Origin of the sequence: Sporosarcina sp. E16_3 (assembly GCF_017347125.1) — a bacterium.
Taxonomy (GTDB): domain Bacteria; phylum Bacillota; class Bacilli; order Bacillales_A; family Planococcaceae; genus Sporosarcina.
Window position 1 is genome coordinate 300,779 of the sequence record NZ_JADPRX010000001.1, and the last position, 22,920, is coordinate 323,698.

Consider the following 22,920-nt stretch of genomic DNA (forward strand, 5'->3'; position numbering starts at 1 on the left):
TGTTCATTTTGTAATGAGTTTTGAGAGAATTTCGATTAATGCGGACGTCTGCTGCATCCACAAAGTCAGTATGGTAATTTTTACAGCGAAATGAGCTACTGCGGCAAGCGAGCCGTATCCTGCCTCTTCGATATGTTTTGCAATGAGCTCAGAGACATAAAACAGAATGGCACTACCAATCAATAATTTTGCAAATGGATCCGGTAATGGTTCAAACAAGGCAACAAAATATTTCCCAAATGGAAAGACGATTGTAACTAGCAGGTGGAATAGAAAATAGAAAAAAATAGATGCATACAAAAGTGGCTGCAATTTAGGTACAGCAAATGAAATGAGGAGGAGAATAAGGAAAACTACAATTAATTGAATTAATGTTAACATCAGACTGACATCGACAGCCACTGGAAAAACTCCGTGATTTCAGTGAAGAAAATCTTCAGGAAGCGGAGCATTTCAGCAGTGATATATATATAGGCGATGAAAAAAAGAAAAAAGGAAAACTCTTTCCTATCAGTCTGCTCGAAAAAGATATGCAGAAAACCGATGACTAATCCGATACCGGCAACGCGTAGCAAATCATTTAGTTCCATCCGGTATTCCCCCCATTGCACTATCCTATGTGCAAGGATCAGCTCATATGCAAAAAACACCCTGCATTCCGATTGGGAACGCAAGGTGTTTTTGGATTTTGTCTAGGCTACACCGGCTAGACGCTCGGATCATAAGTCAGTCCAGCTAGGAATGATTGAACTACATCCTTCCCGGGTAAAGAACACCGCTTGGGCCTGCATGATGCAGGTCATGCAGTCTTTGCGACACGATGTCGCCAACTTAGACTGCCTTCTTTTATCTGACTTATGCCTGTCGCGTCTAAGCGGCCGTTAAAGCTTAGGCCTACAGGATTGTAGGTCATTCAGTTGTTGCCACATGACGTGGCGGCCTTAAACTGCGTTCCTCTTTATGCGCGAGAAACGTATTCAGATTCCACTGTGTTGATGATAAGTTTATCGCCAATGTTGATGAAGAATGGCACTTGTACAACAACACCAGTTTCCATTTTAGCTGGCTTAGATCCACCGCTCGCTGTATCGCCTTTAATACCCGGCTCCGTTTCTGCAACTTCAAGAACGACTGTTACAGGCAGTTCAACGCCAAGTACTTCCTCTTTAAACATGATAACGTGAACTTCCATATTTTCTTTTAGGAACTTCAATTCGTCTTCAATCTGCTTCTCTGGAAGTTCAATCTGTTCGTACGATTCGTTATCCATAAAGACATGATCGTCTCCATTTGCATACAAATATTGCATGCGACGGTTATCAATTTGCGCTTTCGCCACTTTTTCTCCAGCGCGGAACGTTTTTTCATTGACGTTTCCTGAACGTAGGTTACGCAGTTTCGAGCGAACGAACGCCGCGCCTTTACCTGGTTTAACGTGTTGGAAATCCATTACGCGCCAAATATCCCCGTCAAATTCAATTGTTAATCCTGTTTTAAAGTCGTTTACTGAAATCAAGATGATTCCTCCAATTAATAGTAGATTATAAGATAAGTAGTTCTTTTGTAGAATGTGTCAAACGCTCATTACCGTTTTGCGTCATAATGATGTCATCTTCGATTCGGACGCCGCCAATTCCAGGCAGATAGATACCTGGCTCAACTGTAACAACCATATTCGGCTCAAGTACCGTCGAAGAACGGAAAGATAATCCCGGTCCTTCATGCACTTCAAGACCTATACCGTGTCCCGTTGAATGACCAAATGCTTCACCATAGCCTTTAGACTTTATATAGTCGCGCGCAATTGCATCAGCTTCTATTCCAGTCATACCCGGTTTGATCTCTTTTAAAGCAAGTTCTTGTGCTGCAAGAGTCACTGCGTAAATTTCTTTCAGTTTGTCAGAAGGTTCACCGACTGCGACCGTACGCGTGATATCTGAAATATAGCCTTCATACAATGCGCCAAAGTCGAGCGTGACAAAATCTCCCGATTCGATGACTTTGTCAGTTGCAACTCCGTGCGGAAGTGCACCGCGTAAGCCAGACGCCACGATAATTGAGAATGAAGATGACGTTGCCCCTTGTTTACGCATCGCAAACTCCAGTTCATTCGACACTTCGAGTTCCGTCACGCCTGGTTTGATGAATGTACAAATATGCGTGAATGCATCATCTGCAATTTTAGCCGCTTTTTTCAAAATAGCTAACTCATCTTCCGTTTTTACCATACGCAGTTTTTCAACGAGGCCCGAAACAGGTTTAAGCTCCGCTTCGACTTTTCCATTATATAGTTCGTAAAGACCGAATGACAGATCATCTTTTTCGAAACCGATTGTCCGAAGCTTCATTTTTTTTGCTTGCTCGGCCACTTCTTCGATGATGGTTGCCGTATGCTGAACGATCCGGAAGCCATTGATTTCTCTTTCCGCCTGTTCAGTATAACGGAAATCTGTAATGAACACTGCGTCGTCAGACGAGATAAGAGCAAGCCCTGCTGTCCCCGTGAAGCCAGTCATATAACGACGGTTGTACGAGTTCGTAACGAGTAGTGCGTCAATGCCATGTTCTGTTAACAGTTCACGTAGTTTTGTCAATTTCACAGTTTCATACCCCTTTTCCCCGGAGAAGGAAAGCGTGGAAGGCGAGTTCATATCCGGCAGTGCCGAATCCAGCTAACTGGCCGATACAGACTGGCGCAATAACGGATGTTTCTCTGAACGGTTCACGGCTATGTATGTTCGAAATATGGATTTCGATGACAGGTACATTAATAGACGCGACAGCATCACGCAAAGCAATACTATAATGTGTAAACGCGCCTGGATTGAAGACAATACCATCCAGGCCAACGTCATCTGCTTCATGGATTTTGTCGATTAAGGCACCCTCCCAATTAGATTGGAAGAATGATAGTTCAACACCATGTAACAACGCAATCTTGTCTAATTTGCGTTCAACGTCTTCCAATGTTTCTGCACCATAAATACCCGGCTCTCTCTTTCCGAGCCGATTAAGATTGGGTCCGTTCAGAATTAGTAACTTCATCGCCACACCATTCCCCTCACCGTTGTCTATCCCATTTTATCATATCGTTCTTTTGTAGCAACTCATTTTACACTTTCACCCGAAAGTTTCTTCATAAAAACGGCCGTTCCGGTAATAAACCTGAAAACCATTGCCATTAAAGCGAAATATGGTAGTGATATGGATTTCATTGCAGCTAAGGGCGTTTTCGGTGAACCAATCGTCCATTCAACCGCAAAAACAACGATAACTCCGATAATTAAGGCTGTAATAGATGGCGGAATTGACGTTGTGAATGAAACCGCAAAATAAACAATAGCGTATAACAATACTAGCGCCATAAAAAGCAAGGCCCATTTAATTGTGAAATGGGCGGACGGAAACAAATGCCACTTTTTTGCCCAGCCAACAGGCGACCAATTTATGAAATTAAATAACTGCAGAAATTTAAGCGCAATTGTCGTAAAAAAAGCGCCTACTAGCGCGGTCCATAGTAATGTTTTATTAATCATGAAAATCCCTCCTGTACAAAGTGTCGGGAGGTTCAGAACATTTTAAACATCATTGTGGAGTGTATGGCCGTTTTTTAGTATAATGAATTATAGGATTTGGTTGATATAAAAGAAAGCGTGGGTAAATGTATGGGAAAAGAACAACAACCTCCTGCTTACGGGGGTCAAGCACTTGTCGAAGGGGTTATGTTCGGCGGTAAAAATCATACTGTGGCGGCAATTAGACGGAAGGACGATACAATCGATTACTTCCATCTACCAAAAGAAAAGAATAGTGTCCGGATGAAACTGAAAAAAATCCCATTCGTTCGGGGTATAGTTGCATTAATCGAATCTGCTGGCGTCGGATCGCGGCATTTAACATTTTCGAGTGAGCGGTACGATGTAATGCCTGGTGAAGAAATAGAGAAAGAAGAAGAGACTTCAAAATTGGCGATGGTTCTTGGTGTCGCCGCGGTTGGAGTGTTATCTTTGCTTTTCGGGAAATTTGTTTTCACGCTTATCCCCGTTTTTCTTGCACAAGCTTTACAATTTGTTGCGCCAGGAAAAACTGCCCAAATTTTACTTGAAAGTTTGTTCAAACTTATTTTGTTACTGACGTATGTCTCGCTCATTTCGATGACTCCCCTTATTAAACGAGTATTCCAATATCACGGGGCTGAGCATAAAGTAATCAACGCATATGAGAATAACTTACCGATGACAGTCGAAAATGTTCAAGCGCAATCGAGACTTCATTTCCGTTGCGGTAGTAGTTTCATGCTATTTACTGTGATTGTCGGGATGTTTGTTTACTTCCTCGTGCCGACCGATCCATTTTGGTTGCGCATTGTGAACCGCATTCTTCTTATTCCGGTTGTGCTTGGTATTTCTTTCGAGGTTTTACAATTAACAAACTCGCTTCGTAACGTTCCAGTACTAAAATATCTTGGGTATCCTGGATTGTGGCTCCAGTTGTTGACGACAAAAGAACCGGATGACAAGCAAGTGGAAGTCGCAATTGCTTCATTCGAAAGGTTACTTGAGATTGAAGAGCATGGCGCTGTAGCTATGGAAGTTGTAACGAAAAGTGATTCTGAAACAGAAACTGTTCCTGTAACTTAAGAAAAGCGAAAGGCGCCTTCTAGACGCGACAGGCATAAGCGGCTGGCGCCTGGAGCTAGACAACATGAAAAGCACAAGGCGCCTGTTATAAATGAACGCAGCCCATATTCGCCACTTCCTGTGGCAACAGCTGCATGACCTACATCCTGTAGGCACGCGACAGGCAAGAGACGGTTTACGTAGAGCGCGTTCTTCAGCCCTCACAGTAAAACGACTTATAACTCGAGGAGTTGGCGCCTGAAGCTAGACAACAAAAAAAGCGGAAGCTGCCGATTATGGCTGCTTCCGCTTTTTCATTTGATTAAAGACCGCATTTCAATTGTGCATTACAGTTTGTGCATGTGTTACAGCCGCCCATTTCTTCGACGGTGCCTGTTCTACATACAGGGCATGTATCCCCAACTTCGGATCCTATCGTGACATTTGTCGAACGTAAATCCTGAATTGTATTAACGAGAACAACTTTACGATTTTCGACGACTTCTTCAACATAACCCGAATCCATGTCATTTTCTTCAGCTTTTAGTGTCAGCACTTGTGAATCACGGCTACCGTCTACATAGACTGTACCGCCTTTTGCTCCACCTTTATAGAGACGCTCATAGACGCTTTCTACTTGCTTAACTGTATAGCCTTTCGGTGCATTGACCGTTTTCGAAATCGAACTGTCAATCCAGCGTTGAATGATGCACTGAACATCTGCATGCGCTTCAGGTGCCAGCGCCATCGATGAGATGAACCAGTGCGGCAAGTTTTCCGGATCTGCATCAGGATTGCTCTCCAAATATTCTTCTACAATTTCAGCTTTCACTTCGATGAATTTACCAAGGCGTCCACTGCGGTAATAAGAAAAGGAGAAATATGGTTCCAACCCGGTACTTACGCCAACCATTGTTCCAGTGGATCCCGTTGGAGCAACAGTTAAAAGATGAGAGTTTCTGATACCATGTTCCAAAATGGACAAACGGATATCTTCCGGCATTTTTTTCATGAAACCTGTATTGATGAATGCAGTACGCAGAGCTTTTGTTTCTTCGTCTGTCTTGCCAATGAGGAACGGGAAACTTCCCTTCTCTTTCGCAAGTTCAATTGATTCACGGTAAGCTGACGTTGCAATTGTTTCGAATACTTTTTCGACAAGGTCGTTGCCTTCAGGAGAACCGTATTCTTTTTCACAATAAATCAAGAGATCAGCAAGACCCATGACACCGAGTCCAACACGACGTTCGCCGAGTGCTTGTACTTTATTTTCTGCAAGGAAATATGGCGTTGCATCGATAACGTTGTCTTGCATACGAACACCGACACGAACGATTTCCTGTAATTTTTCATGGTTTACTGTTTTCGTTTCTTTATCTGCCACTTCAGCTAGGTTTACAGCAGCTAAATTACAAACTGAATAAGGAGCAAGAGGTTGTTCTCCACACGGGTTTGTCGCTACGACTTGCTGGCCGTAAGCTTTGGCGTTCGTTTCGTTATTGGCATTGTCGATGAAGAAAATACCTGGTTCTGCAGCGTACGTTGCACAAATGTTGATTAGATCCCAAAGTGCACGCGCCTTGATTGTCCGATAAACACGTACTGCGAATCCTTGGCGTTCCCATTCACGGACATCGCCGACTTTATGCCATTCTTCATTGTACGTCACCATTTCTTCTGGCGAATACTTCTCGACAGCTGGGAAACGGAGGTCATAATCTGCGTTCTGTTCGACGGCTTTCATGAAATCATCCGTCAATGTGACGGAAATATTTGCACCTGTGAGGAATTCCGCATTATGTACGGAATATGTCCCGCCGTCGCGCAATTTCGTGTCAGCGTCTTTCATGATTGCCTCATTGAATCCACCCAAACCAGGAATCGTTCGATAGTTGATAATCCCTTGGTACATCGATTCTTCCTGGGCTGTTAGCGGTTTGAATTTCAGTTTTTCATTTGCGAGCTTTTTGATCATCTCATCTTCGGTATGTTCCATAAGATAACGTAGAATTCTTGGATTCTGCATTTTCGAGATGATGAATTCGCAAATATCAGGGTGCCACCTAAATACCGTCCTTTTCAGGATATTTCTCTGCAAATAGTAGCAGACGGAGTAGACTATATCATCACCCTCAGTGTTATCTGGTAGGGGCCGGGCGCTTCGGAAAGAACTGTATCTTCCCTACTCTACTTCCATTCATTTCGAATGTTTTCGATAGTCGTTGAACCTTCACCTAACACGGTGCTTGGCTGCGGATTGTCCAATGCCATCAATTTTTAAGCATTCACGTTCACCGTTTCCAGTCGCGTTGTAGCTTAATGGCCTCTAAGGAGTTCTTCGCAATTCACCCGATTTTCTAGTCGTCCATTATCTGAACGACGCGGACTAGCATTGTTGTTTAATCCGCCAACATAATCATTTGCGCTCCACGCTGAATGTTACTCTCCCTATTTGGAAGGGTTGGGTCATTTCTGCCCAACTCTCATGCTTTCACATAAGATCAGACTATCTCATCAAAGATAAAAACCTAATAAATTTACGATTTAACTTTATATCTCCATGTTGATAAAGAAGGTTACAAATTGCTCTCAAATCTTTTATGCTACTGACGTAGATATCGTAGCAGCCTTTCTTTTTGGTAATTGATCTAACATTCTGCGCAAAACCTTCGGATTGTAAAAAGGTTAGGATGTCTTTAAATAATACAAGATTCCCTGTAAACCCCATACGACCTTTTTGATATCCATTGCGTTGGTATACCCTAATATGCCCGTCTGCATCAAAGAAACCTCGTAAAAAAGCCCATTGAAGCTCGTTATCATTAAAATTGATAAACTGTTCTTTTCCGGTTTTATTAGGGGTGATACCCAGTTTAATTAGATCATTAGCCATTTTTGTAGAATTAATAGCCAAAGAATATTTATTTTGTTCGTTGGGTGCACTTTTCAGACGAAACTTAATCGCTTCAGTCATATTAAGTTCCCGTGCAATATCTTCCAACAGTTGCAAATCTTCTGCAGCCAGGCATAAAACAATTCTTTTGGACTTTCCTCTATCAACTATCGTTCCATCGCCTAAAATATAACCTACAATGTAAGCTTGGTTAGGTGTATTAATTACCTCAAAATAATCTTCATCATATTGATAAATTTTATTTTTCAATTTCCCAGCTTCTCCTGGAGTTCAAGGTTTGAAAAATTGAAGCTCTTGATTCCACCGTAAGATAGTACCTCTAGAGAGTCCAAGTTTTTTTGCTATTGCGACCTGACTTAAGCCTTCTTCATGGAGTTTAGTAATCGTAATGATTAGTTCTTCTTTGTCCTGCGCCCCATAACGGCGTTGCCGCCCGCTATGGTTTACTCCTTCCGTAGTCCCCAATCTATCCACCTTCCAATCATATGAACATATTGGTAACGTTAGGAAGTTTTAATAGTCGTTGAACGTTGATCTTTGTTTCCAAAGACCCTTCGCTGCTGATTGCCCAATCCTTATTTTTTTCAAACCCTCACGCTCACCGTCGCCAGTCACGTTGTGGTAAATAAGGCTCTAAGGGTGTTCCAGCAATTCGCAGAATTTTAATCCCGCCGTGTAAAGTTAACGGGATCCACCTTGTTCGACAAGATGTGTCAATTTCGCTATATCATCGAGCCATGATACCGACCCAGATGATTTACCGTTAACGCCTCGTGCAAGTGTGTTACGTGGTCGTAGTGTGGAACCGTTTGTCCCAACACCGCCGCCCCGGCTCATGATTTCCATCACTTGTTTGCGGTGATCAGAAATCCCTTCACGGGAGTCAGCTACGAAAGGCATCACATAACAATTGAAGAATGTCACTTCAGTATCCGAGCCCGCTCCGTACAAAACACGTCCTGCTGGGATGAAATTCAGTTTTGACAACTGATCGTAGAACTGATCGAACGATTCCTGACGTCTTTCTTCTGTCGTTTCAACCGAAGCAAGTCCAGTCGCATTACGTCTTGCAATCTGCTCATAAAACACTTCAAGCGGCTTTTCGAGGACTTCAATCGGTCTTGTGACGATGCCTCTTTCCTGCTCTTCAGGATTATCAATTGCAGAACGGTAATCTTTCTCAATCCAAATATCTGCTTTGCCGTTTTTTTCATCAAGCGCGGTGATAAAACCAAGTCCACGTGCTGGGAATTTCGGATCTTCCTTCACTGTCAGGACGACAAAATCACCAACTTTCAGTGTTTTCTTTTCAGTATCCTTAAACGAATATCTGTCAATCATGACCAGTCGGGATACCCCTTTGTGTTCGATATGCATGTCCTCTGTAATTGGATGTACTTGCGGAAACTTCGCGATATCCGCATTCAATTGTTCTTTGTCGAGAATGGGTTCCTGATTCTTTAAAACGATGACCATTAACGCATCCCTCCTTTTGGGATTTTAATAACGCAACACCATATATAGTGTTACTCTTACTCATTAATCTACTACATATTGAAATCAGCTTCAATAAATTTGTTTTAACACAAAATTCAAAGTGCACTATTTCCGCCATTTAAACGTGCTTTTTTTGAAAAACAGCTCCAAAGTTGTAGGTGTTATTTCTTAAAGGTCCATTCGTCATTCGCATACTTCTTGCGTTCGATTTCCAAGACATAGTGGAGCTGTTGCTCGGTTAATTCCATAGGTTCCAGTTCCATATCTAGCGCTAGTTCAAATCCTTTCGAAAACGCGTCGGCACATTCGCTAACCGTCACCGGCCGATCAACCAATCTATCAATGGCTACCGCTTTCTCAGGCAAGCTTGTACGCATTTGTTCACGTTGCAATTCTGATTTGAATGTAAAAAGGGAAACAAGCTTATCCACATCCAGACTTAAAAGTATCGCACCGTGCTGCAAAATGACACCTTTCTGCCTTGTCTGCGCACTGCCAGCCACTTTCTTACCTTCAACGACAAGTTCGTACCAACTAGGCGCATCAAAACACACCGCACTTTTTGGTTTTTTCAAATCTTCGTTCTGTTGCACCGTTTTAGGTACTGAAAACATTGCATCCAACCCCAGATTACGGAACCCTTCGAGCACACCACCCGAAATGACGCGGTAGGCTTCCGTAACCGTTTCGGGCATATTTGGATAACTTTCACTAACAATTACGCTATATGTAAGTTCGTGCTCATGGAGAACGCCTCTTCCCCCAGTAGGACGTCTGACGAAACCGAGCCCATTTTTTCTTACTTCATCCAAATTTATTTCTTTTTCGACACTTTGAAAATAACCAATCGATAATGTCGCAGGCTCCCATTCATAAAATCGAAGCACTGGACCGATTTCACCTTTACTATGCCATTCCAGTAAAGCCTCATCTAACGCCATGTTGAACGATGCGCGACATTTTCCTGAATTAATGAAATGCCAAACCTTTTTCCCCATCCGAATTCCCCCTTCACAACGACTATCATTTTATCATTCCCATCAACACTTAAGCTATCTATTTTCATCTTTTAGGGTCAGTATAATGACAACTGAGTCTTTTATTCGCTCCGTACTCTATTCGTGACAAGGCACCTCGATTACACCATAGGCCAAGAGTGCAACATATAAAAGGGATGATTAACCAGCAAAAGGTTAATCCCTAAATAATGACTTCTTTTTAATCGACATCAAAAAGGTGCTTGCCCATTGAACATGTGCCGTTCAATCTTTATAATGAATAGGTAGAGAGAAAGGGGAAAGTTGTTTTGAATTATTATTTTTTAGGAGCCGTCGCTCTCGCCGTAATCATTTATTTTGTTGTGACGATGCTACGCCTTCGTAAAGCCGTAACAAACTTGACGCAGGAGCAATTTATCGAAGGCTATCGGAAAGCACAGCTAATCGACGTACGTGAGGCAAAAGATTTTGATGCCGGCCATATTTTAGGAGCGCGTAATATCCCTTATTCTCAGTTCCGTCAGCGGTTTAAAGAAATCCGTTCGGACAAGCCCGTTTATTTGTACGATCAAAACGGCGGAAAAAGTGCACGCGGAGCATTATTCTTAAGGAAAAAAGACTATCAGCAACTGTTTCACCTGCAAGGCGGTTTCCGTCAATGGACTGGTAAAGTGAAAAGTAAATAAATTACCGCTTTGAAATAACATCATTAATGCCGATAACGTAGGAAATTAGATAATAAAAGGAGAAGCCCAGGCGGCTTCTCCTTTTGTATTTCAATTTATATTTTCATTCCGCACTGCATGTTTAATTTTTCTCTTTCCACCAACTATTTTCGCTTTGAAAAAAATGTAAAATGGTTACTAAAAGCAATGCAACAATCGGAAAGATAATCAATAATCTGATAGCTATTGCCGATGAGTTTTCAGTCAAAGCAAGTACAAGAATAAAGTTAGTATAAACGAAAAGGAGTATAAAAAAGAGCCCACTTGTCAAAATCACTTCACTTACTTTTTCAAAATCATTCCTACTGACTAGTAAATAGAACAGAAACGGCACCAGACATAATAAGGCAAGCAATGAATAATTCGGATTAGTAAGGCCACCAACTAATAAAAAATCCCCAAATATAAGACGCAAGATAACGGCTGCTCCATAGACTGTAAGAAAAATACCAACTATGCACAGTATGAATAAAGAACTTCTTGAACGTTTCACATTTTCCGCTCCCTTCCATTAATCATATGTAGTCAAGGAGGGCAAAATCACTTTAATTTCTCGAAAAAGACAAACACAAAGAGCCTACTTCCATTGGGATGTAGGCTCTTTGTAATTATTACTGCATTTTACTTATGCTTTTGTATAACGAAGTACAGGAAAACGTGCCGCCTTCGTTTCATCAAGACGATTGATGACTGTTGTATGCGGTGCATTTTGTACGATTTCAGGGTTTTCTTCTACTTCTTTTGCAATTTGGATAAGTGCGTCACAGAAAGCATCGAGTGTTTCTTTCGATTCTGTTTCTGTAGGCTCAATCATCATGCCTTCCTCAACGTTAAGCGGGAAGTAAATTGTAGGCGGGTGATAGCCAAAGTCAAGCAGTCGCTTCGCCATATCCAGCGTACGTACGCCAAGTTTCTTCTGACGGCGACCAGACAGAACAAATTCATGTTTACAATGACGGTTATACGGCAAATCGAAATGTGGCTCCAATCTGCGCATCATGTAGTTCGCATTCAATACAGCATATTCCGTAACAGCTTTCAAGCCGTCTGGCCCCATTGAACGAATATACGTGTATGCACGCAGATAGATACCGAAGTTACCGTAGAACGGTTTAACACGGCCAATCGACTGTGGCAGATTGTATTCAAATGTGTAAACTTCATCTTTTTTCACAAGGACTGGTTTCGGAAGGAATGGAATAAGATCCTTCTTCACGCCTACTGGGCCCGAACCTGGTCCACCGCCGCCGTGTGGTCCTGTGAATGTTTTATGCAAGTTCAAGTGAACTGCATCGAAGCCCATATCACCAGGACGTGCTTTAGACATAACTGCGTTCAAGTTTGCGCCATCATAATAAAGTTTTCCGCCAGCAGCGTGAACGATTTCAGCCATTTCAAGAATTTCTTCTTCGAAAAGACCAAGTGTATTTGGATTCGTCAGCATAAGTGCCGCCGTGTCATCCCCCACATGTCGTTTCAGATCCTCAAGATCAACAAGTCCGTCTTCACCTGATTTTACTGTAATCGTATCGAAACCAGCAACTGTAGCTGAAGCCGGGTTTGTACCGTGCGCAGAATCGGGAACAAGTACTTTCGTACGTTTAAAGTCACCGTTTGCTTCATGAAAAGCCCTAATCATCATCAAAGCTGTCCACTCGCCGTGCGCTCCTGCTGCCGGCTGAAGTGTTACTTCGTCCATTCCTGTAATTTCCACAAGATGCTCTTGCAGGTCATATAAAACCTCTAGTGCACCTTGAACAGTTGACTCATCTTGCAGTGGGTGAATATTCGCGAATCCAGGATAACGCGCAACAGATTCGTTGATTTTCGGATTATATTTCATCGTACATGATCCAAGTGGATAAAATCCTGAATCGATACCATGGTTACGATTAGAAAGTGCTGTGTAATGACGCATAATATCGAGTTCAGAAACTTCCGGAAGTTCGGCAACTTCCTCGCGTACAAACCCCTTTGGCAATAGATCAGAAAGGTCAAGTTCAGGTACATCCAGCTCAGGAAGACTGTAGCCTATACGTCCTTCTCTCGTAATTTCAAAAATTAACGCCTGGTTATCTTTATGCATGAAGGGCCTCCATTTCCTGCACAAGTGCATCGATTTCTTCTTTCGTACGCTGTTCTGTTACAGCGATTAGTGCATGGTTAGCAAATTCAGGATACGTCAGACCTAGGTCATAACCACCGATTATCCCTTTTGTAAATAGTTTTGTATTTACATCTTTTACAGACCGTTTGCAATCAACGACAATTTCATTGAAATGTGAGCCACTAAATTTAACGTCGAAACCAGCTTTTTCAAAAGTTTCTTTCGCATAGCGCGTTTTCACAATGTTTTGGTAAGCAATTTCTTGTGCGCCAATTTTACCAAGCGCCGTCATCGCTACTGAAGCAGCTAATGCATTCAACGCTTGGTTTGAACAGATATTAGACGTCGCCTTATCACGACGAATATGTTGTTCACGTGCTTGAAGCGTCAATACGTATCCACGACGACCTTCATCATCAGTTGTTTCTCCAACAAGACGACCCGGAACTTTACGCATCAACTTTTTCGTTACTGCGAAATAACCACAATGTGGTCCGCCAAATGATTCAGGAATACCGAACGGTTGTGCATCACCGACTGTAATATCGGCACCAAGCTTACCTGGAGGTGTTAAAATGCCAAGCGCTAGTGGATTTGATGAAACAACGAACAATCCACCTTTAGCGTGTGCAATTTCCCCGATTTTTTGAACGTCTTCAATTTGACCAAAGAAATTTGGATATTGCACAAGTACTGCAGCTGTATCCTCGTCCATCATTTCTTCCAACATCGCCAAATCAGTAACGCCATCTTTTTGCGGAATTGTGACAACTTCGATGTACTGTCCAGACGCATAAGAAAGGACTACATCACGGGATTCAGGGTTAACTGTTTCAGAAACAAGAAGTTTCTTACGGCGTGTATGTCCTGATGCAAGTGTTCCCGCTTCAGCAAGAGCTGTCCCGCCGTCGTACATTGATGAGTTTGCAAGGTCCATACCAGTCAGTTCACAGATCATTGTCTGGAATTCAAAGATAGCTTGCAATTCACCTTGTGAGATTTCCGGTTGGTAAGGCGTGTAAGCCGTATAGAACTCAGATCGTGAAATGACATGGTCGACGATGATCGGTTTGTAATGATCATAGACACCTGCGCCAAGGAATGATGCATATGTACGCGCATCCGCATTTTTCGCTGCAAGTTTTGAAAGTTCTTTTGTCAATGAAGACTCGGATTTCGCTTTTTTAATATTGTATTCGCCTCTAAATCTAACCTTTTCAGGAATATCTTCAAAAAGTTCATCTACGGAAGTAATCCCGATTGTTTTCATCATTTCATCGCGATCGGTTTCGGTCATTGGAATATAACGATGCTGCATGTCTTCTTAACCCCTTTTCATAATGGTATATGATTAGCGTTTATAAAATGGTGTAGCGATAATTACTGCTTTCAAACGCTTAGCACGAATTTCGACTTCAATTTCAGTTCCTTCAGCGGTATGTTCACTGTTCAGAAGCGCAAAACCGATGTTCTTTTTAAGTGTCGGTGATTGTGTACCTGTAGTTACTTCACCGATTTGTACTTCACCAAGGAATACTTTATAACCCGTACGCGGAATTCCTTTGTCAATCATTTCCACGCCGACAAGTTTACGAGGTGCACCATTTTCTTTTTGGGAAGCTAGAACTTCTTTACCGAAGAAATCCTCTTCTTTATTCAGCTTTACAACGAAGCCAAGTCCCGTTTCAAGCGGTGAAATATCTTTTGATAGTTCTTGTCCGTATAGTGGTAAACCTGCCTCAAAACGAAGCGTATCACGTGCACCAAGACCTGCTGGTACAACTCCTTCACTTGCGCCCGCTTTCAGAATAACGTCCCATAATGCAACAATTGCTTCTGGTGAACCATAAATTTCGAATCCATCTTCTCCTGTATATCCAGTACGCGAAACGAGTACTTGGTGTCCAGAAATGTCAACATTTTCTTTGAAACGGAAAAATTTGATATCCGCTAGAGGCTCGTCCGTCAATGTTTGAAGTACTTCTTGTGCGATTGGCCCTTGCAAAGCAAGTAGAGCGTAAGAAGATGATGCGTCTTCAATTTTGACATCGTCCGTAGCATGACTATTCATCCACTCAAGATCTTTGTCGATATTTGACGCATTGACAACCAAGAGGTAGTTATTATCTCCACGTTTGTAGATTAAAAGATCATCCACAGTCCCGCCGTTGTCATAACACATAGCCGTGTATTGAGCTTGACCTTCTTTAAGTTTCGAAACATCGTTTGTAACCATTTTTTGCAAATAAGATAATGCACCTTCTCCAGTGACAAGCACTTCACCCATATGTGAAACATCAAAAAGGCCTGCTTTTGTCCGTACAGCTTCGTGTTCAGCTTTAATGCTCGAAAACTGAACAGGTAGCTCCCAACCACCAAAATCAATCGTTTTACCACCGTATTCCGCGTAACTGTCAAAAAGGACAGTGCGTTTCAAAGACTCTGACAAGTTCTATTCCCCCTTAAAAGTTTGATAAAAAAGGACAGAGGTCCCCTAATTAGGAAACCTCTGTCCTTGTACCTGAAAGTTTGACCTTACGGCTTTCCTCGTTGGTGGCCAGCCTAACCGGCGCTCTCCAGAGATGCGTCATGTATGAGTCTTGTTACCTGAGAGATTCATAACATAAGTTACTTGCTCCTTCGGCGACGCCATTGCGTGCTCTCCCCATACAATCATTCGCGTTATTCAATTGAAATGAAAATGATTAAAATTCGGACAACTAATGCCCTTTCGCCTTATATCTTAACATTTCATCTTTGAAAGCGCAATACTTTTTAATTGGTAGTCGTTTTGGCGAACGTAAACAAGTGTTCCTTGATAATTGTTCGTCTTTTGGGGCATTAATTAAATTTTCATCCAACTTAAATGAGTGGAAAAACAATAATCAGAAGTTGATTTTTGTTTTCATTTATATTTCCCCTTTAAGCCTGCCTATTTGGAATGCGATATAATCCACAATGTCACGCAAAGATCGATTTTCCGTTTCGACTTTAAAATGTGCACCATGTAGATATTGTGGTTTCCGATTATTAAACAACTGTTCAAGATCGGAACGTGTCGACCTTTGTACAATTGGACGGTTTCGGTCCGTGGAAATCCGTCGCCATATGTCGCGAAACGGGGCATTAAGAAAGAAGACAAGGCCTGTTTCCCGCATAATCTCTCTATTTTCTTTACGCATCGCTACACCACCACCTGTCGCAATGATACAAAATTCATCACGGAACGTGCGAAGGAACTCTGTTTCCATTTCACGAAAACGTTCTTCACCATATATTTCAAATATTTGAGGGATCGTCAAACCCGTCATCCTCACGATTTCAGTATCCATATCATAATATGGCATTTTCGTCGCAAAACTGAGCCGTTTACCGATCGCACTCTTACCGCACCCCATATAACCAATCAAATACACTTTCTTCATGTCATCACCCATTTGGCAGAACGAATAGTTTATCCGTTCCGTTTCATTGTTCTCACCGTTTCGTTTTCATAATACGTTTCAAGCGAGTCGTAAGTTCGTTGTATACTATCATGCCACGAAACAAGGGAGAAAAGAAAGAGACTAACGAAAAATAATAAAATAATCGCGACCGCAAGCATGACGCCACGTTCATTTCGGATAAAGCCCAACCGCAAACCCCCTAACTTTCACGGAATTATCCAGCATCGTAACATGGGCAGTTATGGTCATCCCGTCGAATGTATGTGCGACTGCCTTTACCCCCGTAACTAATGGGATATGCCCGTTTTCATCTGTTCGTTTTCGAATGACAGTGCCACTTAACTCAATATCAATGAGTCCCCGACCGTTCCTAAGCCGAATTGTTTTGCCGCTGTTAAGCAATCGGATTTCACTGACATCAGAAAGAAGGTATTGTAAATCAGCTGAGAATAATTCCCACTCAGTAGAAGAGTGATCTGCATATCGTTGTTCAATCGGACCTTTCCAAAAGAAAAACAAAAGGAATAGATGAATGAAAACCGTCATGATGAGTAGTTGAAAGATACTTTCTAGAAATGTATAGCCAAGTTCATTAGGCATCTTCATGAATGGACGCATTTATTAAACTCCTTATCGATTACCCCATATGACACACAAACGGATTTTCCGTTGATGGTCCATTCATAATCCACTCCTTCGACTTGACTGATACCTCCCCTCAAACCATATGCACTAAAGTAGATGGCCCCTCGATGTGCAGTTTCCGCCGCATACATATGTGCCTTCTTCATCTGTAACTTTGATTCCACTAATGAGGCAAAAGGAAGTAGTGTCCCAAAAATCACAATCACAATCGTCAATGTAAGGATTGCTTCTGGCCATGAATACCCTTCTTCATTCATAGATAATCATCCTTCCGCGCTGAAATTGAAACCTTATTTCGATACGACCCGAACTCGTTAAGAATGCCATTGTACCGGACTTCAGAATATCTCCATTTCCATGGAATTCAATTGCTTTCAATTGGCTGGTGGCCGACAAACGTATTCCTTTCGGTAAAAGATTTCTTGCAATTTCAACTCTCCCTTCCCCATTCAATAGGTATGATGTAATGTATTCAGTTCCCGAATCCTTGAATTGCAAGCTCGTAGCCACATGGTTGGCCATCGAATAAGCTTGTAAATTATAGACAGTCGCCATAAACGCTTGAAGCGCGTCATCCTCAGATTCCGCTTGTATCCATTTATCACCGATAGGCAAAATGATTGCTGTCATGATTGACAAAACTGCTAATACTAAAATCATTTCAAGGAACGTAAATCCACTTTCCCTAGTTTTATTCACCGTCTACTTCAAACTGGCGGATCCACCCGCCTTATCCACTTTTCCATCCGAGTCAATTAACAATTGCGTACCATCAGGACACTGCGCATTTTCGGGCAGGTATTCCTTTTCAGTCAATTCAGAAAGAGAAGTCGGCAGTTGTTTTTCATCCATTTTATACGCTTCAATTTGACCTTGAACCATCTTCACATAAGCGTCGCAGCCCTTTTCATCAATTGACTTTGAATGCTTTGTGACATTCGGGATTGCAATAAGAATTAGGACCGAGATAATTAATAGTACAATCATCATTTCGATTAAGGTAAAACCCCTGTCACCGTTAATATATTTCATCAAATTCCTCCTCTTATAATTTATCCATCATTCCGTAAACCGGTAGAAGCAAAGCAAGATATGCAGCCAAGATACAGATTGCAATGATACTAAACAAAGCTGGCTGCAACATCGCCAAAGCCTTCGCTAACTTCTCATCAATCGTTTCACTAAGATGTTCACTGTAAATCTGTAGCTCTTTTGGAAGATGACCACTGTCCTCACCATGCTTGGCAAATGCAGCTAGTTGTTCCATCAATCCTTCTGTTCTTCCTAACGCTGTGTGGAAGGAATCTCCGAAAACCACTTGGGCTTTGACGTTTTTCGCGATTTCACTTAACACTACATCCAGGTTTTGATCAATTAATACGTCAAGGGCGTTTTGCAAAGAAAGACCCGATTGAAGCAAGCCCCCAATTTCACTAGAAAAGTCGCGAGTTTTAATAAGCGAAAAGAATGTTCCCGCAACAGGGATTGACATTAATACATGAATTTTCGTTTTCGGGGCAAACTTTTTGTAGATATAAATACAAACTACAGTTAGTAACGCAAAGACCACTGCCACACCTATGATGAAATCAGGGATTTTCGTCACAAGTGAAGGTAATGTTGAAACAAACCCACCGTCTTCAGTTTTCCTTGAAATCGCCAACGCCTCCATATTAGGTAAAAAGAACCTTCGGAAAGCCATAAGCAGTGCCGCAATTAGTATAAAAAGCACAATAGGATAGATAAGAAGATTTCTTAACTTCTTCCTTTTTTCTTCCACTTTCCTCATTCGAACGGCCATGCCACCCAAAGCCTGTGCGACTCGTCCATCTACCTCAGCAATTGCTATAGGCAGAAGTGTTCCGGATGAAAATCCAAAACTAGCAAGAATATAAGTGACGCCGAACCCTTCCTTAAAATCATTATTCATTGTTTCCAGCACAGGGTTATAATCTTTCACGTGATGAGGCATTAACAGCGTAACCGCGTCATGAAATGTATAACCCTCAGTTAATAAAACAGATAGTCTTTCCAAAAACACTGGTCGATTTTGGAGAATTTCTTTTTTACGAAATAACAATTTCTTTTTCGACTTATTCATCTTGCATCACAATTGGCCGGTTATATTTCCGCATAAGCGACTCCACTTTTAGTTCTTCGGGAACAACTACCCTTTCGCTTTTCATAATGGAATCAGTCATTCGATCGAGCATGTCTTCTTGGATGATTTCAAATACGGCCCCTCTTTTTCCGGAAGCATTGCGAATGAGGCGCTGCGCTGAAATACATACAACGGTTTGTCTTAGTTCTTCTGCCGAAATCCCAAAATCCATCATCCTATAAAAACAACCTGCAGGATCCTTAGAGTGGACAGATGTCAGCACTAAATGCCCAGTTAATGCGGCCTGGATTGCAATCTTTGCCGTTTCGCTGTCCCGAATTTCTCCAATCATGATGACATCGGGTGAATGGCGCAATATCGCTTTTAGACCTGCTGAGTATGTCATACCGGACCGTTCGTTCACTTGAATCTGAAGCAGATGTGAATGATTATTTTCAACAGGATCTTCCAACGTGATCACATGCCGTTCTAGATGATTGACGCAATGAGCCGTTAAAGAGTAGATAGTGGTGGTTTTTCCACATCCGGTCGGACCGGTCAGAATAATTAACCCTTGCGGCTCTGATACAGCCCTGCGTAATTTATCGGCCCACTCTTTTTCAATACATAATTCATCAATTGAAACGATTTGGTCATGCCTTTGCAGTCGTATAACAACACTTTCTTTCATTATCGAAGGGATTGTTGAAACTCGGAAAGAATAATTCTCACCTTGTATCTGTTTATGAAAAGAACCACTTTGGGGTTTACGCTTATCGCTAATGTCGAGTGAGGATAGAAATTTGTAAAATGAAATCATACGGCCCGCTAACTGTGGGGGGAGAATACCAGACCGGTCTAGTCTTGAATCTTTTTTGAACGACACATCATATCCCTCTTTCATAGGAACTAGATGAATGTCAGTCGCTTCGTACTTAATTGCTTTCTCTAGAAGTTGAAAACTTTTCTGCTCTACGACGTTATCATTCTTAATCATTGAACACCCCTCTTTCTTTTTTAGACGGATGATCTGTATCCGTCTTTCAAGTCGGATAAATCGCAATTCATCCTTGGGCAAAGTATACGACTTGCAAACACGCATTGGAATACTTTCCCTCAAATTCGAATTGTGTCTCTGCAGAAATAGGATGATAGTTGAATTTTGCCCTACTTTTCGACAGCAAATATCATTTTTCGTGACAATCACCCTTATACACGTGTTTGTCACAATGAAAGGACGATTGGAGTTTACATCTACTGTCGTTATCCCTTATAATGAATGGGAGCTTATTGTAATGTTTTATTAAGGAGGGACGCACACATGGATAACATGTTCAAGTTGATGGGCTTCTGGACAGGCATATTCGCAGTAATGTTTTATATGGGAGACATGCTGCCAGCCGCACTTCTTTTTGTTGCGAACACTGGGTTCTTCCTGCTACTTGGATATTTGAACCTGACAGAGCGGATGTACATGTACTTATTCGGAGCATATCTGATGATATTTATGGTCGGATTCAGCTACTACACAACGTTTATACACGTACCAGGCGCTGGCCACTAAAAGAAAAGTACATACAAAAAAACAGCCTTTTATTGGCTGTTTTTTTGTTTTCTTTTTTCTTAATTGTTCAAAATCCATTCAAAAAGGGATTCGAATCTTTTTCCTCTTCCGGAGTTGTCGAAGGTCCATGGCCAGGGTAGATGATAAAATCATCATCTAGAGAAAGCAACTTATCATGGATAGACGTCAGTAGAATTCCTGTATTCCCACCCGGCAAATCTGTCCTTCCGACACCCTGTTGGAAAAGTGTATCGCCTACAATGGCAAAACGAGATGGTCCAAAGATATAAGATACACTTCCCGGAGAATGACCCGGCGTATGCCTTACTTCAAACTCGAACGGGCCTACATTCATCATTCCCTCACCCCTGATAACCTTGTCGGCTTTTCTAATGCGGACGTCTGGTAATCCTGGATACTTGGCAGAGCCGTTTAATCTTGAATCTGACAGCCATTCTTGCTCCTCTTCATGGATATAGACTGGAATGGTATAACGGTCCCTTATACTGTCGACAGCCCCAATATGATCGAAATGCGCATGTGTTAATAAAATCGCGACAGGTGTCAACTCTTTGCTTTTGACTTTAATAATAATACGTCCACTTTCTTCACCCGGATCCATGATTAGACAATTACCTGATTCGTCACTGATGATGTAACAGTTTGTCTGGATTGGTCCGAGCGGATATGTATTGACTTTCAACATTGTCCGCACCTCCTTTAACTTATATTACGCAATACTAATTACGATTTCAAACAATCGTCACTACTATCCCTCGACAAAATTGATTGTAAACAGTACAATAGAAGAGGAATATAGCTAAATCGGACTTGCACAAGGTGTGCTGACTTCTGCATTGTTCACACAACGTGAGCGGTTATAGCAGAAGTTCCTATTGAAAGGAGTGTCTTCCCTATGAACTTATTGATGATCATTTTTGGACTCATCGCAATTTTAGCGGTGGTCGGTACAGTCCAAGCATTCAAAGAACGTAACGCTTTAAGTGTTGTGTTTAATCTTGGAGCTGCAGTCGTTTTTGGAGGCTTTACAATAGCGACTATCGTTTTCCAAGGGTTTCCACCAACCTTACATTAAGACAATAAAAACATCCTCTGCGTCTATTTCGCAGAGGATGTTTTTATTGTTATTTCATTCAGGAAAAATGAGCCACTGTGTCTCTTCCGCTGTTCCTACATCTATCAGGTTTTCCGCCGTGTAGCCCGTTAAACATTTCCGGCCCGACGGTGAACAACGAAGAACCCCTGCTATGACATCATCAGCCACAACCTCTTGACGTCCTTCTATTACGCGGCTAAGTCGATATGGCGTTTGTAGTTCATCGAGTTGGCCACCCTTGTTAGGAGCAAGCAGGAATACAGTCTCATTTGAACCCCATTCAATCTCAGGAATAACCCACTCCGAATAATTACTGATGACTGGCATCGTCCATTCCGAACGCACTACACCGTCCTTACTCTTAATGGTGTAGTGCGCCTCTTTGTCCTCATTTATTCGTACAACAAGCAAGGTATCTTCATGCGTATCAAAATAAACAACACCGCTTATATCTAGCTGTCCCCACTTTTCTGTCAGAGGTTCATATGTATATATCTCCCCACCATCAAGTACATGGCCTTCGACATATCCTATAGCAATTTTATCCTCACCTAGCCATTTTGGGAAAGGATCTTCAATCGCCAGCAGGTCCAAACTATCTATTTTTCCGTTATATAAAAATAAATCAAACGTCCAATCTTGATGAAAAGCCGTGAGAAGAATAAGAGAAGGGTCGGTATCGTTCCATTCAATCGCCAATTCTGTGGAAGTAACAATAACTTCATCTTGTACTATACCATCCATAGTCACGACTTTAACCGTTGCAGATGTAGTATTGTCACTAGTATGTAGTAATAGATACTTTTTTAAAGGATGAATGAGGACATCGATGATAATAGAGTCATCTTCATATAATGTGTCCGTTTGACCTGTTTCAAAATCAAAACTATTCACTTTATAAAGCCCGTCTTCCTTTTCAACGTAGATAACTTTTGACTCGGTTAACCAATCCGCAACGAAATGAAACTTCGCAGGATCAGCAACTAAGGATTTACTAATTTCATCTTCAATTAAATCATTATTTTCAGGCTGTTCAATGACTGTTGGGCCATCGATAATCTCATCCATATTTTCTGAACAACCTGATATTAACAGGACTGCTGCACAAAAAATGAACATTCTTTTTCTCACCGCGCCTCCCCCCTTTCTATATTTAAACTAAAAAAAGGCTGCACGGAAAGTTCCGT

General features: G+C 41.8%; 27 protein-coding genes, 2 pseudogenes and 1 riboswitch. Of the genes and pseudogenes, 4 read left to right on the top strand and 25 right to left on the bottom strand.

From position 1 onward, the window contains the following. Nucleotides 1–3: 3 nt before the first annotated feature. The 6 genes from I2483_RS01450 to I2483_RS01475 all read right to left on the bottom strand — a co-directional run bounded on the left by I2483_RS01450 (nucleotide 4) and on the right by I2483_RS01475 (nucleotide 3,536). Nucleotides 4–402: a hypothetical protein gene (locus I2483_RS01450; RefSeq protein WP_207173329.1), complete on the bottom strand. Its 399-nt coding sequence runs from the start codon at nucleotides 400–402 to the stop codon at nucleotides 4–6. Next, on the bottom strand, nucleotides 381–590 hold the full coding sequence (locus I2483_RS01455) for a SpoIIIAC/SpoIIIAD family protein (RefSeq protein WP_149579799.1): 210 nt from the start codon (nucleotides 588–590) through the stop codon (nucleotides 381–383). The genes I2483_RS01450 and I2483_RS01455 overlap by 22 nt, the downstream gene beginning before the upstream one ends. Before the next feature lie 368 nt (nucleotides 591–958). Beyond that, on the bottom strand, nucleotides 959–1,516 hold the full coding sequence (gene efp / locus I2483_RS01460) for an elongation factor P (RefSeq protein ID WP_186670562.1): 558 nt from the start codon (nucleotides 1,514–1,516) through the stop codon (nucleotides 959–961). Nucleotides 1,517–1,541: 25 nt separating this feature from the next. Next, nucleotides 1,542–2,651: a M24 family metallopeptidase gene (locus tag I2483_RS01465; protein ID WP_207173331.1), complete on the bottom strand. Its 1,110-nt coding sequence runs from the start codon at nucleotides 2,649–2,651 to the stop codon at nucleotides 1,542–1,544. Next, entirely contained in the window at nucleotides 2,605–3,045 is a 441-nt protein-coding gene (gene aroQ, locus I2483_RS01470; protein ID WP_207173333.1) for a type II 3-dehydroquinate dehydratase, read from the bottom strand. The genes I2483_RS01465 and aroQ overlap by 47 nt, the downstream gene beginning before the upstream one ends. A gap of 62 nt (nucleotides 3,046–3,107) precedes the next feature. Beyond that, the gene (locus tag I2483_RS01475; RefSeq protein WP_207173335.1) at nucleotides 3,108–3,536 is read right to left on the bottom strand and encodes a hypothetical protein; all 429 of its coding nucleotides are present in this window, start codon (nucleotides 3,534–3,536) and stop codon (nucleotides 3,108–3,110) included. Between the two features lie 129 nt (nucleotides 3,537–3,665). On the opposite strand from I2483_RS01475, the gene I2483_RS01480 reads away from it, so the two are divergent. Next, entirely contained in the window at nucleotides 3,666–4,640 is a 975-nt protein-coding gene (locus I2483_RS01480) for a DUF1385 domain-containing protein (RefSeq protein WP_207173337.1), read from the top strand. A 301-nt stretch (nucleotides 4,641–4,941) separates the two neighbouring features. Here I2483_RS01480 and I2483_RS01485 read toward each other — a convergent pair. The 5 genes and pseudogenes from I2483_RS01485 to I2483_RS01505 form a co-directional block, all read right to left on the bottom strand. Beyond that, nucleotides 4,942–6,681 (bottom strand): annotated as a pseudogene (locus I2483_RS01485) (vitamin B12-dependent ribonucleotide reductase); the annotation flags it as partial. A gap of 444 nt (nucleotides 6,682–7,125) precedes the next feature. Continuing rightward, complete coding sequence (locus I2483_RS01490; RefSeq protein ID WP_207173340.1) at nucleotides 7,126–7,782, bottom strand: LAGLIDADG family homing endonuclease; 657 nt, start codon at nucleotides 7,780–7,782, stop codon at nucleotides 7,126–7,128. Between the two features lie 21 nt (nucleotides 7,783–7,803). After that, nucleotides 7,804–7,998 carry a helix-turn-helix domain-containing protein gene (locus I2483_RS01495; protein WP_207173342.1) on the bottom strand — a complete coding sequence of 65 codons (195 nt, stop codon included), beginning with the start codon at nucleotides 7,996–7,998 and terminating at the stop codon, nucleotides 7,804–7,806. Between the two features lie 219 nt (nucleotides 7,999–8,217). Then, a pseudogene (locus I2483_RS01500) lies at nucleotides 8,218–9,009 on the bottom strand (ribonucleotide reductase N-terminal alpha domain-containing protein); the annotation flags it as partial. 182 nt (nucleotides 9,010–9,191) lie between these two features. Continuing rightward, a complete protein-coding gene (locus I2483_RS01505) occupies nucleotides 9,192–10,028 on the bottom strand; it encodes a lipoate--protein ligase family protein (RefSeq protein ID WP_207173346.1) in 837 nt (278 codons plus the stop codon). 368 nt (nucleotides 10,029–10,396) lie between these two features. On the opposite strand from I2483_RS01505, the gene I2483_RS01510 reads away from it, so the two are divergent. Then, nucleotides 10,397–10,714 (top strand): rhodanese-like domain-containing protein, encoded by a 318-nt coding sequence (locus I2483_RS01510; protein ID WP_207173718.1) that lies wholly within the window; start codon nucleotides 10,397–10,399, stop codon nucleotides 10,712–10,714. Nucleotides 10,715–10,835: 121 nt separating this feature from the next. Here the strand turns inward: I2483_RS01510 and I2483_RS01515 are convergent, their stop codons facing one another. The 12 genes from I2483_RS01515 to comGA all read right to left on the bottom strand — a co-directional run bounded on the left by I2483_RS01515 (nucleotide 10,836) and on the right by comGA (nucleotide 20,049). Next, nucleotides 10,836–11,246 (bottom strand): hypothetical protein, encoded by a 411-nt coding sequence (locus I2483_RS01515; protein WP_207173348.1) that lies wholly within the window; start codon nucleotides 11,244–11,246, stop codon nucleotides 10,836–10,838. 132 nt (nucleotides 11,247–11,378) lie between these two features. Then, a complete protein-coding gene (gene gcvPB / locus I2483_RS01520) occupies nucleotides 11,379–12,839 on the bottom strand; it encodes an aminomethyl-transferring glycine dehydrogenase subunit GcvPB (protein WP_207149718.1) in 1,461 nt (486 codons plus the stop codon). Continuing rightward, on the bottom strand, nucleotides 12,832–14,178 hold the full coding sequence (gcvPA, locus tag I2483_RS01525) for an aminomethyl-transferring glycine dehydrogenase subunit GcvPA (protein WP_186670575.1): 1,347 nt from the start codon (nucleotides 14,176–14,178) through the stop codon (nucleotides 12,832–12,834). Before gcvPA ends, gcvPB begins: the two co-directional genes overlap by 8 nt. A gap of 33 nt (nucleotides 14,179–14,211) precedes the next feature. Then, nucleotides 14,212–15,309: a glycine cleavage system aminomethyltransferase GcvT gene (gene gcvT, locus I2483_RS01530; protein WP_207173350.1), complete on the bottom strand. Its 1,098-nt coding sequence runs from the start codon at nucleotides 15,307–15,309 to the stop codon at nucleotides 14,212–14,214. Between the two features lie 136 nt (nucleotides 15,310–15,445). After that, a riboswitch (glycine riboswitch) is annotated at nucleotides 15,446–15,537 on the bottom strand. Nucleotides 15,538–15,769: 232 nt separating this feature from the next. Continuing rightward, nucleotides 15,770–16,285, bottom strand: coding sequence for a shikimate kinase (locus I2483_RS01535; protein ID WP_207173352.1), 516 nt, complete (start codon nucleotides 16,283–16,285; stop codon nucleotides 15,770–15,772). Nucleotides 16,286–16,314: 29 nt separating this feature from the next. Then, nucleotides 16,315–16,494: a hypothetical protein gene (locus tag I2483_RS01540; protein WP_207173354.1), complete on the bottom strand. Its 180-nt coding sequence runs from the start codon at nucleotides 16,492–16,494 to the stop codon at nucleotides 16,315–16,317. Further along, complete coding sequence (locus I2483_RS01545) at nucleotides 16,475–16,924, bottom strand: ComGF family competence protein (protein WP_207173356.1); 450 nt, start codon at nucleotides 16,922–16,924, stop codon at nucleotides 16,475–16,477. The genes I2483_RS01540 and I2483_RS01545 overlap by 20 nt, the downstream gene beginning before the upstream one ends. Then, entirely contained in the window at nucleotides 16,909–17,208 is a 300-nt protein-coding gene (locus I2483_RS01550; protein WP_207173358.1) for a hypothetical protein, read from the bottom strand. Before I2483_RS01550 ends, I2483_RS01545 begins: the two co-directional genes overlap by 16 nt. Continuing rightward, nucleotides 17,201–17,650, bottom strand: coding sequence for a prepilin-type N-terminal cleavage/methylation domain-containing protein (locus tag I2483_RS01555; RefSeq protein WP_207173360.1), 450 nt, complete (start codon nucleotides 17,648–17,650; stop codon nucleotides 17,201–17,203). The genes I2483_RS01550 and I2483_RS01555 overlap by 8 nt, the downstream gene beginning before the upstream one ends. Before the next feature lie 3 nt (nucleotides 17,651–17,653). Then, the gene (gene comGC / locus I2483_RS01560; RefSeq protein ID WP_207173361.1) at nucleotides 17,654–17,983 is read right to left on the bottom strand and encodes a competence type IV pilus major pilin ComGC; all 330 of its coding nucleotides are present in this window, start codon (nucleotides 17,981–17,983) and stop codon (nucleotides 17,654–17,656) included. A 13-nt stretch (nucleotides 17,984–17,996) separates the two neighbouring features. Continuing rightward, nucleotides 17,997–19,052, bottom strand: coding sequence for a competence type IV pilus assembly protein ComGB (gene comGB, locus I2483_RS01565; RefSeq protein ID WP_207173363.1), 1,056 nt, complete (start codon nucleotides 19,050–19,052; stop codon nucleotides 17,997–17,999). Next, a complete protein-coding gene (gene comGA, locus I2483_RS01570) occupies nucleotides 19,045–20,049 on the bottom strand; it encodes a competence type IV pilus ATPase ComGA (protein WP_207173365.1) in 1,005 nt (334 codons plus the stop codon). Before comGA ends, comGB begins: the two co-directional genes overlap by 8 nt. A 324-nt stretch (nucleotides 20,050–20,373) precedes the next feature. On the opposite strand from comGA, the gene I2483_RS01575 reads away from it, so the two are divergent. Beyond that, nucleotides 20,374–20,616: a DUF2626 domain-containing protein gene (locus I2483_RS01575; protein WP_067210178.1), complete on the top strand. Its 243-nt coding sequence runs from the start codon at nucleotides 20,374–20,376 to the stop codon at nucleotides 20,614–20,616. A 67-nt stretch (nucleotides 20,617–20,683) separates the two neighbouring features. On the opposite strand, the gene I2483_RS01580 is transcribed toward I2483_RS01575, so the two are convergent. Beyond that, nucleotides 20,684–21,322 (bottom strand): MBL fold metallo-hydrolase, encoded by a 639-nt coding sequence (locus I2483_RS01580; RefSeq protein WP_207173367.1) that lies wholly within the window; start codon nucleotides 21,320–21,322, stop codon nucleotides 20,684–20,686. A 210-nt stretch (nucleotides 21,323–21,532) separates the two neighbouring features. On the opposite strand from I2483_RS01580, the gene I2483_RS01585 reads away from it, so the two are divergent. Continuing rightward, the gene (locus I2483_RS01585; protein ID WP_186670586.1) at nucleotides 21,533–21,712 is read left to right on the top strand and encodes a DUF2759 family protein; all 180 of its coding nucleotides are present in this window, start codon (nucleotides 21,533–21,535) and stop codon (nucleotides 21,710–21,712) included. A 54-nt stretch (nucleotides 21,713–21,766) separates the two neighbouring features. On the opposite strand, the gene I2483_RS01590 is transcribed toward I2483_RS01585, so the two are convergent. After that, on the bottom strand, nucleotides 21,767–22,864 hold the full coding sequence (locus I2483_RS01590; RefSeq protein ID WP_207173369.1) for a YqgU-like beta propeller domain-containing protein: 1,098 nt from the start codon (nucleotides 22,862–22,864) through the stop codon (nucleotides 21,767–21,769). Between the last annotated feature and the right edge of the window lie 56 nt (nucleotides 22,865–22,920).

Coding starts and splice junctions, on each gene's coding strand:
- I2483_RS01455 (WP_149579799.1), bottom strand. CDS start 590: ATGGAACTAAATGATTTGCTACGCGTTGCCGGTATCGGATTAGTCATC.
- I2483_RS01465 (WP_207173331.1), bottom strand. CDS start 2,651: ATGAACTCGCCTTCCACGCTTTCCTTCTCCGGGGAAAAGGGGTATGAA.
- aroQ (WP_207173333.1), bottom strand. CDS start 3,045: ATGAAGTTACTAATTCTGAACGGACCCAATCTTAATCGGCTCGGAAAG.
- I2483_RS01475 (WP_207173335.1), bottom strand. CDS start 3,536: ATGATTAATAAAACATTACTATGGACCGCGCTAGTAGGCGCTTTTTTT.
- I2483_RS01480 (WP_207173337.1), top strand. CDS start 3,666: ATGGGAAAAGAACAACAACCTCCTGCTTACGGGGGTCAAGCACTTGTC.
- I2483_RS01505 (WP_207173346.1), bottom strand. CDS start 10,028: ATGGGGAAAAAGGTTTGGCATTTCATTAATTCAGGAAAATGTCGCGCA.
- I2483_RS01510 (WP_207173718.1), top strand. CDS start 10,397: ATGCTACGCCTTCGTAAAGCCGTAACAAACTTGACGCAGGAGCAATTT.
- gcvPB (WP_207149718.1), bottom strand. CDS start 12,839: ATGCATAAAGATAACCAGGCGTTAATTTTTGAAATTACGAGAGAAGGA.
- gcvPA (WP_186670575.1), bottom strand. CDS start 14,178: ATGCAGCATCGTTATATTCCAATGACCGAAACCGATCGCGATGAAATG.
- I2483_RS01535 (WP_207173352.1), bottom strand. CDS start 16,285: ATGAAGAAAGTGTATTTGATTGGTTATATGGGGTGCGGTAAGAGTGCG.
- I2483_RS01545 (WP_207173356.1), bottom strand. CDS start 16,924: ATGCGTCCATTCATGAAGATGCCTAATGAACTTGGCTATACATTTCTA.
- I2483_RS01550 (WP_207173358.1), bottom strand. CDS start 17,208: ATGAATGAAGAAGGGTATTCATGGCCAGAAGCAATCCTTACATTGACG.
- comGC (WP_207173361.1), bottom strand. CDS start 17,983: ATGAAATATATTAACGGTGACAGGGGTTTTACCTTAATCGAAATGATG.
- comGB (WP_207173363.1), bottom strand. CDS start 19,052: ATGAATAAGTCGAAAAAGAAATTGTTATTTCGTAAAAAAGAAATTCTC.
- comGA (WP_207173365.1), bottom strand. CDS start 20,049: ATGATTAAGAATGATAACGTCGTAGAGCAGAAAAGTTTTCAACTTCTA.
- I2483_RS01575 (WP_067210178.1), top strand. CDS start 20,374: ATGGATAACATGTTCAAGTTGATGGGCTTCTGGACAGGCATATTCGCA.
- I2483_RS01580 (WP_207173367.1), bottom strand. CDS start 21,322: ATGTTGAAAGTCAATACATATCCGCTCGGACCAATCCAGACAAACTGT.
- I2483_RS01585 (WP_186670586.1), top strand. CDS start 21,533: ATGAACTTATTGATGATCATTTTTGGACTCATCGCAATTTTAGCGGTG.